Below are 16,451 nucleotides of genomic sequence, written 5' to 3'. Positions count from 1 at the left end.
ATCACTGCCCCACTTGATCGACGTCGGATACCCCGGACTCAGCGCCGGCCCCACCGGCAACAGCCCCGGCAGTTCCCACCACGGCACGTCCGGCACGCATCCCGGAGAAGATGCACCCGCCCAGGAAGGTTCCCTCAAGTGCGTTGTAGCCGTGCATCCCTCCGCCGCCGAATCCCGTGACCTCGCCGGCCGCATAGAGTCCGGTAATCGGTGTGCCGTCTGCTCCGATGACCTGGGCGTCGAGGTTCGTCTCCAGCCCACCCAGGGTCTTGCGGGAGAGCAGACTCAGCCGCACAGCGATGAGCGGACCGTGGGCCGGGTCGAGGATCTTGTGCGGTTTCTGGACCCGCACGATCTTGTCGCCGAGGTAGTTCCTGGCATTGTGGATGGCTTGGACCTGCGCGTCCTTCGAGAACGAATGGTCCATCTGCCGGTCACGTTCGATGATCTGGTCGACGAGGTGGTCATGATCGATGACGGGACCGCGGGAGCGCTCGTTCATCCCGGCGACCAGCTCCTCGGTGGTGTCGGCGACGACGAAGTCGGAACCGAACTTTTTGAAGGCTTCGACCGGGCCGGGAGCATCGGAGGACCGGGCGCGATCCAAGGTCAGGCGCCAGTCCTTCTTCGTGATGTCGGGATTCTGCTCCGAACCCGAGAGCGCGAACTCCTTGCGGATGATCGACTCATTGAGCACGAACCACGAGTAGTCGTGACCGGTCGAGAGAATGGTCTTCATGGTCCGGTTGGTGTCGAACCCGGGGTAGTTCGGTGCTGGGAACCGGTTGCCTTCGGCGTCGAACCACAGTGACGAGGGTCCTGGAATGATGCGGATCCCGTGGTTCGGCCACACGGGGTTCCAGTTTTCGATGCCCTCGGTATAGGCCCAGATCCGATCCCGATTGATCAGGCTCGCACCCGCCTCCTCGGCGATGGCCAGCATGCGCCCGTCAACATGGGCAGGGACTCCGGCCAGCATCGTCTGCGGGAACTCGCCGAGGCGTTCGGCCGGCCAGAACTTGCGCATGAGTTCGAAGTTGTGGCCGATGCCGCCGCTGGTGACGATGACCGCAGGGGCACGCAGCTCGAAACCATCGAGCTCCTCGCGATTCGACTCGACCCCGCGGCCGGTGTGGCTGGGGGCCAGTCTCCGCCCGCGAACCCCGACGACCGAGGCACCATCCCCGCTGCCGCTGCCGCTGCCGCCATTGTCGACGATGAGCTCATCGACACGATGCCGAAACCCCATGGTCACGAGGCCTGCCGTTTCTGCCCGCTCCACGGGCTCGCGGAAGACCCGGACCACCTCGGGGCCGGTGCCCCAGGTGAGGTGGAACCTCGGCACGGAGTTGCCGTGCTCGGAGGCACCCGACCCGCCTCGCTCTGCCCAGCCGACGATCGGTGTCAGGCGCAGCCCCAGGTCATGGAGGTAGCGACGTTTGTCTCCGGCGGCGAACTCGAGATACGCCTCGGCCCACTGCCGTGGCCAATGATCGTCTTCCCGGTCGAAGCCCGCCGAGGTGGCCCAATCCTGGCGCGCCAGGTCGAGGGAGTCGTGGACGCCGAGTCGGCGCTGCTCAGGGGAGTCGACGAGGAAGAGTCCACCGAGGGACCAGAAGGCCTGACCGCCGAGGTTGGCCCGGTTCTCCTGGTCGAGGATGAGCACTCGCTTCCCGGCGAGGCTGAGTTCATGGGCGGCGACGAGTCCCGCGAGGCCTGCCCCGACGACGATGGCGTCATAAGCCTCATTCGGGTGAGGGGCGGCGGTCGGAGAGGTGTTTCCCATGGGCGACTCCTTCGTCGAAATGTGGGTCTGGCGACCCGTGCATACTCAGACTACTGGCCGCAGAGTCTGTCTACTGTCCGCGGTGTCTGCCTACTGTTCGCAGGGCTTGCAGTCGTGTCTCAGCGGCCCAGCGTCGAATCGAGCCAAGCAGCGGCGGCGGAGAACGAATCGTCCGTGGTTGTCGGGTCGAGTGGCACACCGGTCTCCACCGCACTGGGGTAGCTGCCGAGGAACCTCAGACTCCTGGTCACACGGTGGACTCCCTGCAGCGCATCGGCCATCCGGGCCTCGTGCACGTGTCCCAGCAGGTCGATCGAGAACTGGTAGAGCCCGAGTCCGTCACCGGTGGGTCGGGATTCGATGCGTGACATGTTCACCCCGCGGCTGGAGAACTGCTCGAGCATCTCCAACAGCGCACCCGCACGATCGGAGCGCAGCGAGGCCACGATGGTGGTCTTGTCGGATCCAGTCGGTGCGGGAATAGCACCGGGGCGAGTGACGACGACGAACCGGGTCTCGGCATCCTGACGTTCTCCGATGTCATTGGCCAGAACCTCAAGCCCGTAGCGTTCAGCCGCCAAGGCCGGACACACGGCCGCCACATGGTCGGCGGCATCGTTAGCCAGATCTCGTGCGGCCGCGGCCGTCGACGAGGTCGGCAGGTAGACGGCATCGGGGAAGTTCGCAGCCATGAACGTCCGCACCTGCGCCTCGCCATGCGGGTGGGAACCGAACGAGGTCAGCGTGCTGGGATCGGTCCCCGGCTTCACCGCCAGGACGAAGCGCACGGGCACGACCACCTCGGCGATGATCTGCAGCTGACCATGATCGGTCAGGGCATCGATCGTGGCCGGCACGCCGCCTTCGATGGAGTTCTCGATCGGCACGACCGCAGCCAGGCAGTCACCGTCGAGGACGGCCTCGAGAGCCGCGGCCCCGTTGCGCATGGGCTGGGTCGATGCGTTCGAGCGCAGGCCGTGGGAGTCGAGGTACTGCAGCAGTGCGGCCTCGGTGAATGTGGCTTCGGGGCCCAGGTAGGCGTAGCGCTCTGCGCTCACTGCGTAGTCTCCTTCTCGGTACTCGGCGAGGTGCCGTTCTGCTTCTTGGCCCGGAGTCTGCGCACGAGGATCGCTCGGGCGACGTCGCGGTATTGGGCGGCACGGTGCAGCTGTGCATTGAGGTCCTTGCCCGTGACCCGGTGGTGGAGGTCGCATTCGACCTCTTCGACGCGCAGGCCGGCATTGACGACATCGATGGTCATGGCCGTTTCGACGCCCCAGCCGGCGGCGAAGGGCAGTGCCGTGTCGAAGGCCTCGCGGCTCAGGCAGCGCATTCCCGACAGGGGCTGGGTCGCGTCGAATCCGCTGAGTTCGGCGATGCCCTTCTTCGCGAGACCGACGACGAAGCCGAACCCACCGCCCTTGCGTTTCTGTGCGGGCAGGATCGCGATCGTCATATCGGCCTCACCAGCGAGGACAGGTGCGGCGAGCGGGGCCGTGTTGAGGGCTGAATCTTCCAAGTCGCCGTCGATGAAGAGGAGGGCGCGGTGATTCGGGCGCTGGTTGGGATCCGAGTCGGAGATCTCACGATTCCTGATCGCAAACGCGCCGGTCATCATGGCCGCAGCCTTGCCCTTGTTCTTCCTGTGGGTGACCACCTCGGCGCCGGCCCTGCGGGCGCGGACGCCGGTGTCATCACTCGAACCGTCATCGACGACCATGATGATGTCGACTCCGGGGATCTGCTTGGCGCTTCTCACGGTCGCTGCGATCCGGTCGGCTTCGTCCATCGCGGGGATGACGGCGGCGATCGCGCGGGGTGCCGTCTCCGAAGACGGAACTGGGGTGTTCGACTGTTCGGACATGGAAACTCTTCTCCTGTCCGCCTCACGCACCGGCGAGTGCGCGTCGACGCTCGCCGGTGGTCGTGGCGACGGAACTCAGTGGATGGTCAGCTGACGAGCGACGATGCCTGAACGTGCACGGCGTGCCTCGGTAGACAGAGACTCGCCCGAGTTCATGGTCGTATCGAGGCGCTTGCCGAACTCCGCGATGGGCTCCTCGATGTCGTCGACCTGTGTGCCGAATTCGAGTTCCCAGACGGGCACGATGATTCCATGGGCACGGAAATACCCCAGGAAGGTTCCCGGACCGCCCAGGTCGTTGAGCCCTTCGACCTGCAGGCTCGCGAGAGCGTCGACGATCGCGTCCTCACCCTCGGGGCGTGCCCAACGGACGTAGGTGCGGCCCGACATCTCGGTCCAGTAGGCGGACTTCACCGAGGCGAGCTTCTCCGTGGGGGAGATGGAGTCGTTGGCCTGTTCGAGCGCCGCAGCAACATCGGAGTCCGTCTCGGCCTCGGGCAGCTTCCAGTACTCGAAAGTCTCGAGGACGCGGATGTCGAACGGGTGGTCGGTGTCGAGGATGTCCTGCAGACGTGGACCCTGACCTGGCTCGGTGGTCGCCTCGACGGTGGTACCCGGCTCCGCATCGACTGCGGCCAGGATGCCGTGGGCGACATCGCGAGAAGCATCGGTCGAGGACACAGGCACCTGCATGCCGGCCAAGATTTCACCGTCTTCACGGTGCCAGGCCTGCCATGCTGCGGGCAGCAGGGAGGTGATGGTGATCTCCTGACCACCGAACTCCGCTTTCAGCTTCGCCGAGGCGGTCGCCGCCGGCACCAGCTCACGCAGGCAGATGAGGTCCGCCTCGAACGGCAGCCCCTCGAACGGACGTGCAACGAAGGCCGTGGCCTCTGCACGTGCCAGACGCTTGGCAATGACATCTTCTTTGGAACGCTTCGACTTCTTACCCATGGAAGACAAGTCTAGACGGTCTGGCGAATCGGAATGCATCCCGTTCGCCGGGGCGATTCAGTGCTGCCCGGCGACCGGGATGAAGTAGCGCGTGGTGTTCGACTCGTCCATCGTCACCTGCAGTTTGTCACCCGGGTTCGGGAACGCCGAGTGTTCGGGATTCTCCGGCGTCAGTCCCAGGTTCTCCAGGCGGATGATCCCGTGCCGACCGACCTCGTCGGCGGCGAGGACATAGGAATGATTGAGCTCGCGGATGGTGACCTCGATCGAGGGGACCTCCGCTGCAGCATCGACATTCGTCACCGTCCGAGGCGGTGAGGCGTTGCCCATTCCCAGGTAGGCACTGACATCATCGGCGATATAGGCGGCAACCACATCGGCCTGAGCCAGGAGCCCGGAGAGGACGACGGAGAGCCGCTCCTGCTGGGCATCTGATTTCAGTGCCTGACCGGGTTTGAACAGATGCTCCTCGGCGAGCACACACCACGCATCCTGCATGATCGTGCGCAGCTGGAGCTCGACGAGCACTGAGGGTTCGGCGTCGAAGGGAACTTCGATGATGAGATGGCGTCCGCAATAACCGGAGGGCTTGGGCTGGGCGGAATAGTCCCGCACCTCGGCGATGGAGAGGTTCGAACTGTCATTGCTGTCGGTGAGCAGATCCCACAGCGCGGTCTGTTCCCGCTCGGTGCGGCACACCGCCCGGGCACCGACAACATCGATGACCTGGTTCTCAACCTCGACGGCCTCATGGATCTCGTCATTGGCGTCGGCGAGTTTGCGGCGCAGCTTCTCCCCGGCTCGGAGTCGGTCCTTGATCCGTCCGCGGCCGACGGTGACTCGATCGCCTGACAGCAGCGCGGAGCCCGAGCATGCGGCCTCGACCCAATCGTTGACCGTCTCCAGGGCGGCCCTCCATGTCGACTCGCGCCTGTCGTAGGCTTCGTCGACCAGTTCGCGGACTGTTGCTGACATCCTCGTCACCTTCCTAGCTCCTGATTCAACTTCACCAGAAGACGGGGTGGATGTCCATGCTTTACGCGCGAATGAGACGAGCTTTCCTCCGGGAGGTCATCACGGGAGCCTCCGGGGACTGTTCAGGGGTCCTGCGATGCGCGCCGCAGACTCAGCGCTCGGTGGGAAGGTACCCGTATTCGTAGCCGCGGGCCAGCGCATCTCTGCGATTGCGGACGCCGAGGCGCGCGTAGAGATTCGACAGCTTGTTCTTCACAGTTCCTTCGACGAGGCTGAGCTCAGCGGCGATTGCGGACACCGAGGACTGGGTGTCCAGCAGCGCCAGGAGCTGTCTCTGCGAGGGGCTGAGCAGTGTGTGACCGGCGCGGATGCGAAGTGTCTCCCCAAGATCCAGCAGCCGCTGCCGGAGCCGTTCCCCGGCACCGCGATCGCCCGGTCCGCCGATGGCGCCGTCGGTGGCGTTGGATTCGCTCGCGAAGACCGGAGCGATCAGGTCCCACTCGGCAGCGCTGGAGCTGCGCGCGATCAACTGATCGCGCAGAGACTTGGGAACCAGCGCCACGGGAATGAGGCTGGCTGCGATCCTGCAGTACTCGAGTGCGTCGACGAACGCGGAGTCTGACTCTGCCAGTTCTCCTTTGCCCAACAAGCTGGCAGCCTGAATCGCACGTGCCGAGGCCCTGGCGTGCAGGTCGAGTGACTTCTGAGACAGCACTCTGTTCGCCAGGTGCGCCGCGGTCCCGTGTTCACCGATGGTCAGATGGAGTTGAGCTCTGGCCAGGATGATGTACGGCGATTCGGTCTCGGCGTCGAGCAGGACATTCTGGGCGAGATGGGTCTGGCCCTGAGCCAGGTGGAGGGAGACCAGCATGAGCTGGAGTGAGTGGAGCAGGAGTCCGTCGGCCGGCAGGGACGATCGGTTGGTGTCGATGATCTGCTCCAGGCGCTTGCCCTCGATCCCGACATCGCTGCGCAGAATGCCTAATAGCGATCTGTACTGAACGACTCCGAGCCACGAGTGATGACCTAGTGAGGGGTCAGTCAGGCGCGCCGAGTACCGGCTTGCTGCGTCGAGGTCCAGGCCGTCCATGGCGCGAATCATGCGAGCCAAGGAATAGGCGGTGAGCGTGTGGGGGTTGTTGAAGCGAGTTTGCTCCCTGAGCTCGTCGAAGTGACGCAGGTGCGCGTCACTCGATGGCCCGTTTCCGAGCATCGCGTACGCCAGGGCACTGTAGGCATGTGCGGGGAGCAGGAGATAAGGAGAGGACGCAGAGGCGAGCTCTGTGATGATGATCGACCGGCGCAGCAGTTGGACACTGCCCGTGAGATCGCCGACGAACATGGTGGTGATCCCATATTCGAGGTGGAATCGTGCTTCGCAGAGTCGGCTCGATGCTGACTGGAAGTGTCGGCTGTCGTTGATGAGCTCCTGGGCCGTCCGGGCCACTTGCAGACCCTGGTCCGACTGGCCGAGCACCTTCTGGCGCCGCATCGATGCGATGGCCATGATCAGGATGTCATCGACGGTGAAGTCACCGTCCTTGATCCGTTCCAGCTGCGAGTCGAGCGTCGGGACCGCCGAGTGCTCGAAGTCGACCTGGCCGAGAACGGTGAGGGCGTCGCTGACGCGAAGGCGCCGTCTGGCCTCACCTGCTTGCAGGCAGTCGCCCTTCGCCTCGGCCAATACCGCCGAGTTCTGAGTCTGCGCCTCGGGGACCTTCGAGAAGGCCTCGAGAGTCGCGTCGAAATGATCGACCATGAGTGCATGGCCGCGGTTCGCCCAGAGATCTGTCAGTGCGCTCCACTCTCCGGCCTCCGCGACCTGCAGGAGTGCCTCATCGAAGCCCTCCGAATGATAGGAGGCTGGCGCCTTCAGCCATTCCGCGGCGCTGCCACCAAGTGCGCGTCGCGACCGCGATTCGCTGTGCCGATCCCGGTCGTCGTAGAGCCGCCTCAGGATCGCTCTCATGACCGGCGGAATCGTGTATTGACCGGTGTCTTCCAGCGATGGGAACAGCAATCCGTCCTCGAGCAGATGTGCGCTCAGGTCAGCGATGTCGAAGGTGTCGCCGCCTTCTGGGTCGATGGGGACGGCAAACGACCCCAAGTAGCGCATTGCTCCGGCGGCGATGGCCAGAGTGTCGGCGTTGATGTCGCGTACGAATGAGAGCAGATGGGCAAACCTCAGCTCGGGACTGTCCGGGGCCTGGCTTCTGATCTGAGTCAGAACCTCGGCGGATGGCAGATCCGAGTAGTGGTCGGCATCGACTGTCGAGAGGTCATGGCCCATCGAGTCGGCGCCCTGCAGAACGGCTTGGCCTGCCAAGATATGGCCAGATGTCTGCAAAAACAGACTCTTCCACACTGGTTCGGGCAGCTCGGGCGCGAAATCGGCGAGGCGAGTCGCGAATGCGTGAGCTGTCGTCGAGCGCTCGCCGGGAAAGACGCCTGCACCGGCTGAGCGGTCCGTCGGGGGAACGGGAGCGCCCTGGTCAGCGGAATCATGCATGGGTGGGGACCTCTGGCAGTGGGGATATGGGGATTTGGGGATTGACTACCATTAAGTAATCTATCTGATCTCTTTGAGAGAATTCCGGTTACACAATGTGGCAGCTATGTGATTTTCACTAAGTCTGCGTTTGTCTGCGTTCAACTTCACTCAATCTGTGTTCAACGATGCCGTTGCGCATTATCGGGGAGTGAGCAGCGGCACGTTGTTCTTAGGATCACTTGTGAAGTGGTGTTTCGTCAATATTGATCTGTAGCGGCGTGGGGGAGTGCCGAAGCAGGCTCAAGACGTGAGGTTTTCGTCGGGTACTGCTCACACCTCGTAGTCGACGATGACAGGAGCGTGATCCGACGCGCCCTTGCCCTTGCGCTCCTCGCGGTCGATCTCGGCACCGGTGGCCTTCTCAGCCAAGGACGGTGAGGCGAGCTCGAAGTCGATGCGCATGCCCTTCTTCTTCGGGAATGCCAGCCTCTGGTAGTCCCAGAAGGTGTAGACGCCTGGGCCTGGTGTGAACTGCCTGGTGACCTCGGTGAGCCCGGCGCCGAGGAGGGAGTTGAAGGCATCGCGCTCGGGCTCGGACACATGGGTGAGTCCGTCGAACTCCGCCATGTCCCAGACGTCCTCATCCAAGGGTGCGACATTGAAGTCGCCACAGAGGACGAGCTTCTTATCAGGTGTTTCACTCAACTGTGCAGAGATATCGGCAGTCAGGGCCCGATACCATTCGAGCTTATAGGTGTAGTGCGGGTGGTCGAGTTCACGACCATTGGGAACGTAGAGCGAATACACTCTGACTCCGCCGCAGGTGGCTGAGAGTGCACGGGCCTCGACCACGGGCTCTTCGCCGAATGAGGGAATGTCGGTGAATCCGATCTCGGGGTCCTCGAGTCCGACTCGGGAGGCGATGGCCACACCATTCCACTGATTGAGGCCGTGGAAGCTCACTTCATAGCCACGGGAGGTGAACAGGTCCTCCGGGAACTGTTCGTCCTTGCACTTGAGTTCCTGGATGGCCAGGACGTCGACGTCGGAGCGATCCAGCCAGGCGCCGATTCTGTCATGTCGGGCGCGGATCGAGTTCACATTCCAGCTCGCGATTCTCACTCTCCCACCATAGGCGGTCCCGACCGCAGGCCCAAGCTCAACAGGCAGAAGGAAGCCGGTCACCAGGAGGAGTCAGCAGGCGCACCCCGTGGCCCCATCACCTCGGCGCCGGTTGGCTACCGATAATCTGGGGTCATGCCTGAAGCACTCAACGAACACCTCGGCCACGATGGTGCCGCCTGCCCCGACTCCTACTATGTGCGCACGGGGCCGGAGACCTTCATCTCGACGCTGCACAGTCAGGGCGCCTGGCAGCCGGGCGAACAGCATCTGGCCCCAGCCGCAGGACTGGTGCTGGCAGAGATCGAACGCCGACTGCCCTCGGACAAGTTGGTCTCTCGGATCAATTTCGACATCCTCGGCGTCATCCATTCCGGCGAATTCACAATCGACGTCAACGTCATCAGGCCCGGTCGGACCATCGAACTCATCGAGGCGAGCATGCGCCATGGTGAGCGCACGAGCGTCCACGCCAGAGTCTGGCGCCTGCTGCCCAGCGACACCACCAGCGTCGTCGGCGACGAATGGCAGGCTCTGCCAGAGCCCGAAGAAGCTCCTGCCATACCGTTCACCGGCCGCTGGGGCGGAGGCTTCATCGCCTCGTTGGACGGTGGTCAGTTCGCCGACGTCCGCCCCGGATTCGCTCGTTCCTGGATTCGGTCCCCCTTTCCCCTCGTCGACGGTGAGGACGACCCCGCGACCGCGGCCTTCGTGAAGCTCGTCGATACAGCCAACGGGCTGGCCGTGAGAGAAGATCCGAAGACGACGTTCTTCCCCAATGTCGACCTCACCATCCACCTCACCCGAGTCCCCGAACCAGGCTGGGTCGGCTTCGAGACGAAGGTGGCGTTCGGCCCCACCGGGATCGGCGAGACCACGAGCGTCCTCAGCGATGTCAAGGGGCCGATCGGCACCGCGGCACAGTCGCTGACAGTGCGGGTGGGCCAGGGCGCGAAGTGACGAGGCCGCGCGCTCTCGTCACCGGCGCCAGCTCAGGGCTGGGGCGTGGTTACGCCCTCAGTCTCGCCGCCGATCACTATGACCTCGTGCTCGTGGCCCGCGATGAGACGCGCCTGCGGGAGCTGGCGACGAGCATCGAAACCGAACACGGCACCCACGCCGAGGTTGTCGTGGCCGATCTGTCCACCCGATCCGGCATCGACATGGTCCGGACTGTGGTTGAGACCTCACGGATCGATCTGCTCATCAACAACGCCGGATACGGACTCAAGCAGGGTCTGCTCGACTCGGATGCGGCCGAGCTTGAGGACCAGGACATGGTGCTCACCGGCGCCGTGCGCGAGCTTTCGCTGGCCGCGGTCAAGCAGATGCGCGAACGTGGTCGCGGCGGTCTGATCAACGTCTCGTCCATGGCGGCACTGACGACCATGGGGCAGTATGCGGCATCGAAGATGTCGACTCTGGTCTTCACTGAAGCACTCGCCGGCGAACTGCGAGGTACCCCGGTGACGGTCACCGTCGTCCTGCCTGGATTCATTCGGACCAGATTCCATGAACGACTCGGCGTCGACCGGCCCGGGCCGGGTTGGATCTGGCTGAGTGTGCAGCAGGTCGTCACCGCGTCCCTGCGCGATGCCAGGCGCGGCAAGGTGGTCTCGGTCCCCGGGGTGAGCTACGCGCTGGCGGCTCGAATCGCCCGCTTCGTTCCGCGTTCCCTGGTGCGCTGGGGGTCGACGGGATTCTCTCTCAGCAGACGAGACGATCACTGAGTTCGCGGCAGTGACAGTTGCGACCCGCCGAATGAAGTTGAGTCTTGAATTATTTTCAGCGAGGCCTGTGACCTGGGGTTCTATCAGGTGTTCAGGGTCGCCGAAAGGCGCCCTTGCGGCTTAGGCAGGGCGGAACAATCTTTACAAGTAGGATCGATGTGTGATCCAATAATGGTGTTCGCCCGGTGGGGATCGGGTGGACACAACGGACGTATGGGGATGCGTCCGGGTACTCGAGGGGAGTGCTGCGAGGACCCCGGGATGTCGCGATTACGCGCCCCGGGGTCTTTGTCATTCACAGCTGAACACTGCGCTGCTTCCTCTGCCGTGACCTGGCGATGGCGACCTCGACGCCGACTGCGGACAGCGGGACGCCGAGTGCCTGACTGGCGTTGCGGGTCACGCGATCTGCGACGTCGGCGATGACTGAATCGATGTCGGCGCGTTCGTCGACATCGAGGTGGAGGACGAGCTCAGGGCGTCGCGCAGTTCCGCGCAGGATGGCCTGTGCGTCCACGACCTCGGGGGTGGCTTCGAGGTCATCTTCCACGGCGGCGGCCACGACGTTCGCCGTCACTGTGGTCACACCGCTGCGAGCATCTTCCTGCATGCGCAGAGGCTTGGCGGAATCCTTCCGCGGGACCTGCGCAGCGAGCCAACGGATGCCGATGATCGCCAGAATGAGGGCGACAACCAGTGCAATGACCGCGGAGAACGGCAATGCGAATACGGCGGCGACAGGCTGCAGTGCTGCGTCCGGCGTCAAGCCGGGGGCCACGGCTGCTGCCAGGCCGAAGCTGATCGCAAGCACAGCGAGTCCGGCCACCAGGAGGAACAGTCCGACGATGATGAGTCCGGTGCGGTTGGCACCTGCTGCCATACGTCTCATGCCTGCCTCCTGTGTGCTCGGACCTTGACGGTGGGTGTGCGGTCGAAGGCGATCGAGTCGAAGCGCTGGGTGACTGCGGCATCGACATCGCGGCGGATCTCGTCGTTGTCACGCACGGGGGTGGAGAAGGTGACGTTCGTCGACGAGGCATTGGATGCGGCGCGCACGCTCGAGACTCCGTCGACGGAGTCCGCTGCCGCGGCCGCCAGGCCGGACAGCGCCGAGGTCGGCAGCACCACTTCGAAGCGCTCGATGTGCTCCGGGGTCTGCATGCGGTAGCCGATGACGCGCTTGGCTCCGGGCGAGATTCCGATGATGAGGAAGATCAGGCCCAGCAGCGCAATGACGACACAGGCGGCGATGATGGCCGCGGATCCCCAGGTCATCTCGCCGAGGCTCGACAGTCCTGGGACTCCGTCCGAGAGCGCGGAGCTTCCGGAACCTGCAGAGGCGATGGCGGCAATGGCCGCCCAGCCGAGGGCCACGGCGATGACCAGGATCAGGATGGCGAGGATGACGGCGGGCACCACGCGTGCCGGGCGTGCCCGAAACAGTCGTGCGCTCATTGCAGATTCCTCACTGTCTTTCCGGATCCTGATGCATTGGGCTTGAGCCATTTCACGGAGATGTCGACCTGATGGACGGTGACTCCGGTGAGGGCTTCGACATCGGTGCTGAGGCGACGACGGACCGATTCGGTCGCCTCGGTGATGGGGGATGGGTACTGCAGTCCGAGTTCGACTTCGAGGGTGCAGCTTCGACCCGAGAGGGTCACGTCAACACTGGGCCGGGAATCGAGATCGGCGCTCGAACCGAGTCCGAACAGACCCGATTTCGTCCCGCCGATTCCGGGCAGACCTTTGAGGATCTGGGAGGCTGTATTCTCGATGACCCGGTCCGCGATCGTGAGGTCGCCACGTGATGAAGCCACGCTGTCACCTCCGCGTTGTTGAACGTGAACTCAGTGCGCTGAGGTCGAGTCGTCCGTCGAGGACCAGGCCGACGACGAGGCCGAGCCCGCCGCAGATGGCGACGATGAGGAATGCCAGGAATCCTCCGAAGTACGCGACGATGCCCAGCGTCAATCCGACGAGCAGTCCGATGAGTGTTTTCGACATGTCATTCCTTCCGCCGAGGCGGCGAGTCGTTCCCGGGCCTGAGATCGGCCGCGGGAAAGGCTGCGTTCGTGTGGTGAGTATGCAAACTGGTGTGTAGGGGGCAGATCAGTTGAGTTCGACGGTGTCGTTGGAGCTCTGCTGATCGTCCTCATCACCGGGGAGGTGGACGTCGGTGACCTCGATGTTGACCTCGACGACCTGGAGTCCGGTGCCCTGTTCGACGGCACGGATGACGTTGCGGCGGATCGCCTCGGCGACGTCGACGATCGACGTTCCGTACTCGACGACGATGGTGAGGTCGATCGCGGTCTGCTTCTCACCCTTCTCGACGGAGACTCCGCCGGAGACGTTGGTCTGCGAGCCGGGGATGCGGTCGGTGAGGGTGTCGAAGGCGCGGCGTGCGGCGGTGCCCATGCTGTAGACGCCGGGGACCTCACGTGCAGCGATGCCGGAGAGCTTGGCGACGACGTTCTCGGCGATCGTGGTGTTGCCCATGTCGGTGACGAGGGGGCTGCGCACCGAATCGTCGGTTGTGGACTGCTGGGAAACGGTGGACTGCTTGACTTCAGGCATTTCTGATTCCTTAACGTTTCGATTGCGCTGACATTGGTACAGACGCGGCAGGTCAGAGAACCTCACGCACCTGTGCTGAAAAAGTTCTCAAGCGAGTTCGCACTCGACATTCCCCCGGCACGGAATGTGCGCTCATAGCACCGACGGTCGCATACGATGTGGATATGACAAGGCACGATGATCGGTTCGATCTCGTCACCCTGGTCGTGCGCGCGAGGGAAGGTGATATCGATGCCTTCGAGTCGTTGGTCGACCGGTATGAGACGAAGCTGCTGCGATTCTGCCTGCGCACTCTCGGTGATCGGCAGGATGCCGAGGACGTCGTGCAGGACACGCTGGTGCAGGCGTGGAAGTCGTTGAACGCCCTGAGTGAGCCCGCCGCCTTCGGTACCTGGATCTACCGATTGGCATCGAACAAGTGCACCGACATGCTGCGGCGGCGGATGGCCAGGCCCTCGGATGCACAGGACCCCGACGATATGAGCATCCACCCGGACGGGCGTGCATCGGTTGAGAAGTCCGTTGAGGCACGCACCGCTCTTCAGCATTTCTCAAGCGTTCTCCAGACGCTCTCGTCAGAACAGCGGGTAGCCTGGGTGCTCCACCAGATGGAGGGTCTCAGCTACGCCGAGGTGGCCGCGACTCTGGGCATCAGCGAAGGCAGCGTGCGAGGCCGCATCCACCGGGCCCGAACTGCCGTCATGGAGGGGATGGAAGGATGGACATGAACGAACATGTCGGCTCCGGCGCTGAACCTGACCAGACGAACGATGATCTCCAGCGGGAATCAGACGCTCAGCTTCGCGGTGTCATCGACGAATACATGGCCACGTTCGAACCTGAACCTGAGGACACTGCCGGGGTGCGCGAGCGCATCCTCCAGCTGGTCCGAGACGATCTGTACCGTGGGCCCTCGACACGTCTGCAGACCGAACATGGTCACCCGTTTTCGATCTCCACTGCCGCGGTGCGCTCAATTGTGCGCAGAGCCGTCGACTCGGTGGACGGTATCCGTGCCCGCAGCGTCGACGTCGAACCCGCCGGTGAACCCGAAGGCAGCGCGGCGACGGTGTCATTGACACTGGCTATGCGCGCCGGCATCTCCTTCGCCCCCACCGCCGAGGCGATCCGCGGGGCCGTGTCCGCCGCGGTTCTGTCCGAACTCGGGATTCCAGCTGTCAGGATCGATATCAATGCTGAGGATGTGTACGTTGACTGATCGTGGCGAAGCGAAGGACCTCAACCTCGTGAACAGCGGCAATGGCTCTGGTATCGGCAGCGGCTCAGGCGTCCGCAGCGAGGTCGCGGAGTCGGAGCGTCTGGCGACGTCGGTGACCTCGGTTCCCGGTGTCAGAAGCCTGGCGCCGGGACTGCGCGATCTGGTCGCCACAGCCACAGCCAGAGTGCTGCGGCGAGTCGGTGGTGAGCCTGTCGGTGTCGACGTGGCTCGCGGAAACGACGGTGTGAAGGTGAGGATCGATGCCCATCTTGACCGCACCCGTTCGGTCGCCGAGGTTGTCGATGAGATCTTCTCCGTCGTCGAGGCCGATATCGCTCGCGGGGCAGTGGAGGCCAGCGGACGGCTCGACATCGATCTGCGCGTCGTCAGCCGAGGGTAGCTGCCAGGACTGAATGGGCAGCTACCCTCGACTGAAGGGCAGCCGCCAGGACTGAAGGTGAATATGGCGAGGGCCGGAATCCAGTGATGGATTCCGGCCCTCGCCAGGATCAGACCGTGATCAGGCGGCCTTGTCCTTCTTGCCCATCTTGCTGGTGATGAAGCCCCAGATGAGAAGGACGATCAGCGAGCCGCCGATCGCGCACAGCCAGGACGAGATTGAGAAGAAGGCATCCATCTGGACGCCGAAGATCGCGCCGCCGAGCCAGCCGCCGATCATGGCTCCGATGACGCCGATGATGAGTGTGGCGATGAGTCCGCCGCCCTGCTTGCCCGGCAGAATGGCCTTGGCAATGGCACCGGCAATGAGTCCGAGAATCAAGTATGCGATGAAACCCATGAGGTTCACATCCCTTCAGAAGTGGCTGATGATCGGGCTTGCTGAGTGAATCTGTCTCCAATGGTAGATCCGATTCTCGCGGAACGTACCGCTTCGCCCGATTCTTTATGACATTGGTACAGACGTTCGCTCGGTGGAAACCTCACGGACGAATTCTGTTCGTATGCTGTGATCCCCATCACCACCTCGGCGAGGGCGGCTGGGGCTCACGATCACCTCGGCGACGGGGGCGCTGGGTGTGTGTGACGGCCCTGGTCCGCGCAATGGCACAGGCCGATTAGACTTGTGGGCATGACCGATAGCGCAGACACCCGCCGACAACTGCTCGACCTCATCGACGAACTCGCCGTGGTTCGTGGCAAGGTGACACTCTCATCTGGCAGGGAAGCCGACTATTATCTGGATCTGCGCAGGGTCACCCTCGACCATCGCTCCGCACCGCTGATCGGCGATGTGGTGCTCGACCTCCTGGCCGCCGAGGGCCTGCTTGAGACGATCGATGCCGTGGGCGGACTGACGATGGGCGCCGACCCGGTGGGCACCGCCGTCATGCACCGGTCCGTCGTCCGCGGCTCCCCGGTGGACTCCTTCGTCGTCCGCAAGGAGGCGAAGAAGCACGGGATGTCCCGTCGTGTCGAGGGCCCCGACGTCACAGGCAAGCGGGTCGTCGCGGTCGAGGACACCTCGACCACGGGCGGTTCTGTGCTCACCGCGGTCGAGGCTCTCAGGGAGGCCGGCGCCGAGGTGGTGGCCGTGGCTGTGGTCATGGACCGTGACACGGGAGCCAAGGAGCGGGTCGAGGCGACGGGCATTCCGTATCTCACGGCGTTGACGACAAGTGATCTTGGTCTGGACTGAGACGTTTCCTCGGACTCCGCGGGCGCCGTCTCACCCGTCGATCACCAGCTGGGACTCGACTGGCAATTCTGTC

The 16,451-nt window shown here is 63.9% G+C and carries 19 protein-coding genes; 6 read left to right on the top strand and 13 right to left on the bottom strand.

The features are described 5' to 3' along the window. Position 1: 1 nt before the first annotated feature. The 7 genes from BAUR9175_RS08495 to BAUR9175_RS08465 all read right to left on the bottom strand — a co-directional run bounded on the left by BAUR9175_RS08495 (position 2) and on the right by BAUR9175_RS08465 (position 9,192). Complete coding sequence (locus BAUR9175_RS08495; protein WP_101557157.1) at positions 2-1,786, bottom strand: FAD-binding dehydrogenase; 1,785 nt, start codon at positions 1,784-1,786, stop codon at positions 2-4. Positions 1,787-1,905: 119 nt separating this feature from the next. Then, on the bottom strand, positions 1,906-2,844 hold the full coding sequence (pheA, locus tag BAUR9175_RS08490; protein ID WP_069601049.1) for a prephenate dehydratase: 939 nt from the start codon (positions 2,842-2,844) through the stop codon (positions 1,906-1,908). After that, positions 2,841-3,650 (bottom strand): glycosyltransferase family 2 protein, encoded by an 810-nt coding sequence (locus BAUR9175_RS08485; RefSeq protein WP_009881841.1) that lies wholly within the window; start codon positions 3,648-3,650, stop codon positions 2,841-2,843. The genes pheA and BAUR9175_RS08485 overlap by 4 nt, the downstream gene beginning before the upstream one ends. A 75-nt stretch (positions 3,651-3,725) precedes the next feature. Then, complete coding sequence (locus BAUR9175_RS08480) at positions 3,726-4,604, bottom strand: DUF5926 family protein (RefSeq protein ID WP_009881840.1); 879 nt, start codon at positions 4,602-4,604, stop codon at positions 3,726-3,728. A gap of 57 nt (positions 4,605-4,661) precedes the next feature. Then, entirely contained in the window at positions 4,662-5,579 is a 918-nt protein-coding gene (locus BAUR9175_RS08475) for a GTP pyrophosphokinase (RefSeq protein ID WP_101583516.1), read from the bottom strand. A gap of 151 nt (positions 5,580-5,730) precedes the next feature. After that, on the bottom strand, positions 5,731-8,088 hold the full coding sequence (locus BAUR9175_RS08470) for a helix-turn-helix transcriptional regulator (protein ID WP_101583513.1): 2,358 nt from the start codon (positions 8,086-8,088) through the stop codon (positions 5,731-5,733). Between the two features lie 312 nt (positions 8,089-8,400). Further along, positions 8,401-9,192, bottom strand: coding sequence for an exodeoxyribonuclease III (locus BAUR9175_RS08465; RefSeq protein ID WP_029416604.1), 792 nt, complete (start codon positions 9,190-9,192; stop codon positions 8,401-8,403). A gap of 135 nt (positions 9,193-9,327) precedes the next feature. Between BAUR9175_RS08465 and BAUR9175_RS08460 the strand changes: the two genes are divergently transcribed. Next, on the top strand, positions 9,328-10,152 hold the full coding sequence (locus BAUR9175_RS08460) for a thioesterase family protein (protein ID WP_069601044.1): 825 nt from the start codon (positions 9,328-9,330) through the stop codon (positions 10,150-10,152). Then, entirely contained in the window at positions 10,149-10,922 is a 774-nt protein-coding gene (locus tag BAUR9175_RS08455; RefSeq protein ID WP_009881834.1) for an SDR family NAD(P)-dependent oxidoreductase, read from the top strand. The genes BAUR9175_RS08460 and BAUR9175_RS08455 overlap by 4 nt, the downstream gene beginning before the upstream one ends. Before the next feature lie 295 nt (positions 10,923-11,217). Here BAUR9175_RS08455 and amaP read toward each other — a convergent pair whose 3' ends face one another. From amaP to BAUR9175_RS08430, 5 genes are all read right to left on the bottom strand, one after another. Then, positions 11,218-11,811, bottom strand: coding sequence for an alkaline shock response membrane anchor protein AmaP (gene amaP, locus BAUR9175_RS08450; RefSeq protein ID WP_257944296.1), 594 nt, complete (start codon positions 11,809-11,811; stop codon positions 11,218-11,220). Next, a complete protein-coding gene (locus BAUR9175_RS08445) occupies positions 11,808-12,377 on the bottom strand; it encodes a DUF6286 domain-containing protein (protein WP_009881832.1) in 570 nt (189 codons plus the stop codon). The genes amaP and BAUR9175_RS08445 overlap by 4 nt, the downstream gene beginning before the upstream one ends. Then, positions 12,374-12,742, bottom strand: a complete 369-nt coding sequence (locus tag BAUR9175_RS08440) for an Asp23/Gls24 family envelope stress response protein (protein WP_101583510.1) — start codon at positions 12,740-12,742, stop codon at positions 12,374-12,376. The genes BAUR9175_RS08445 and BAUR9175_RS08440 overlap by 4 nt, the downstream gene beginning before the upstream one ends. A 4-nt stretch (positions 12,743-12,746) precedes the next feature. After that, a complete protein-coding gene (locus tag BAUR9175_RS08435) occupies positions 12,747-12,929 on the bottom strand; it encodes a hypothetical protein (protein WP_009881830.1) in 183 nt (60 codons plus the stop codon). 105 nt (positions 12,930-13,034) lie between these two features. Further along, entirely contained in the window at positions 13,035-13,502 is a 468-nt protein-coding gene (locus BAUR9175_RS08430) for an Asp23/Gls24 family envelope stress response protein (RefSeq protein ID WP_009881829.1), read from the bottom strand. A 164-nt stretch (positions 13,503-13,666) separates the two neighbouring features. Between BAUR9175_RS08430 and BAUR9175_RS08425 the strand changes: the two genes are divergently transcribed. Genes BAUR9175_RS08425 through BAUR9175_RS08415 form a run of 3 tightly spaced genes read left to right on the top strand, consistent with a single transcriptional unit; the run spans position 13,667 to position 15,121 of the window. Further along, positions 13,667-14,230, top strand: a complete 564-nt coding sequence (locus tag BAUR9175_RS08425; RefSeq protein ID WP_101583507.1) for an RNA polymerase sigma factor — start codon at positions 13,667-13,669, stop codon at positions 14,228-14,230. After that, positions 14,227-14,721: an Asp23/Gls24 family envelope stress response protein gene (locus tag BAUR9175_RS08420; RefSeq protein WP_009881827.1), complete on the top strand. Its 495-nt coding sequence runs from the start codon at positions 14,227-14,229 to the stop codon at positions 14,719-14,721. Before BAUR9175_RS08425 ends, BAUR9175_RS08420 begins: the two co-directional genes overlap by 4 nt. Next, the gene (locus BAUR9175_RS08415) at positions 14,714-15,121 is read left to right on the top strand and encodes a hypothetical protein (RefSeq protein WP_009881826.1); all 408 of its coding nucleotides are present in this window, start codon (positions 14,714-14,716) and stop codon (positions 15,119-15,121) included. The genes BAUR9175_RS08420 and BAUR9175_RS08415 overlap by 8 nt, the downstream gene beginning before the upstream one ends. 120 nt (positions 15,122-15,241) lie before the next feature. Here BAUR9175_RS08415 and BAUR9175_RS08410 read toward each other — a convergent pair whose 3' ends face one another. Further along, on the bottom strand, positions 15,242-15,520 hold the full coding sequence (locus tag BAUR9175_RS08410; RefSeq protein ID WP_009881825.1) for a GlsB/YeaQ/YmgE family stress response membrane protein: 279 nt from the start codon (positions 15,518-15,520) through the stop codon (positions 15,242-15,244). Positions 15,521-15,811: 291 nt separating this feature from the next. Between BAUR9175_RS08410 and pyrE the strand changes: the two genes are divergently transcribed. Further along, positions 15,812-16,378 (top strand): orotate phosphoribosyltransferase, encoded by a 567-nt coding sequence (gene pyrE / locus BAUR9175_RS08405; protein ID WP_009881824.1) that lies wholly within the window; start codon positions 15,812-15,814, stop codon positions 16,376-16,378. Positions 16,379-16,451: the final 73 nt, after the last annotated feature.

It is taken from the genome of Brevibacterium aurantiacum, assembly GCF_900169065.1.
Classification (GTDB): domain Bacteria; phylum Actinomycetota; class Actinomycetes; order Actinomycetales; family Brevibacteriaceae; genus Brevibacterium; species Brevibacterium aurantiacum.
Note: the sequence above shows the minus strand (reverse complement) of the source record. Positions and strands in the feature narration are given on the sequence as shown.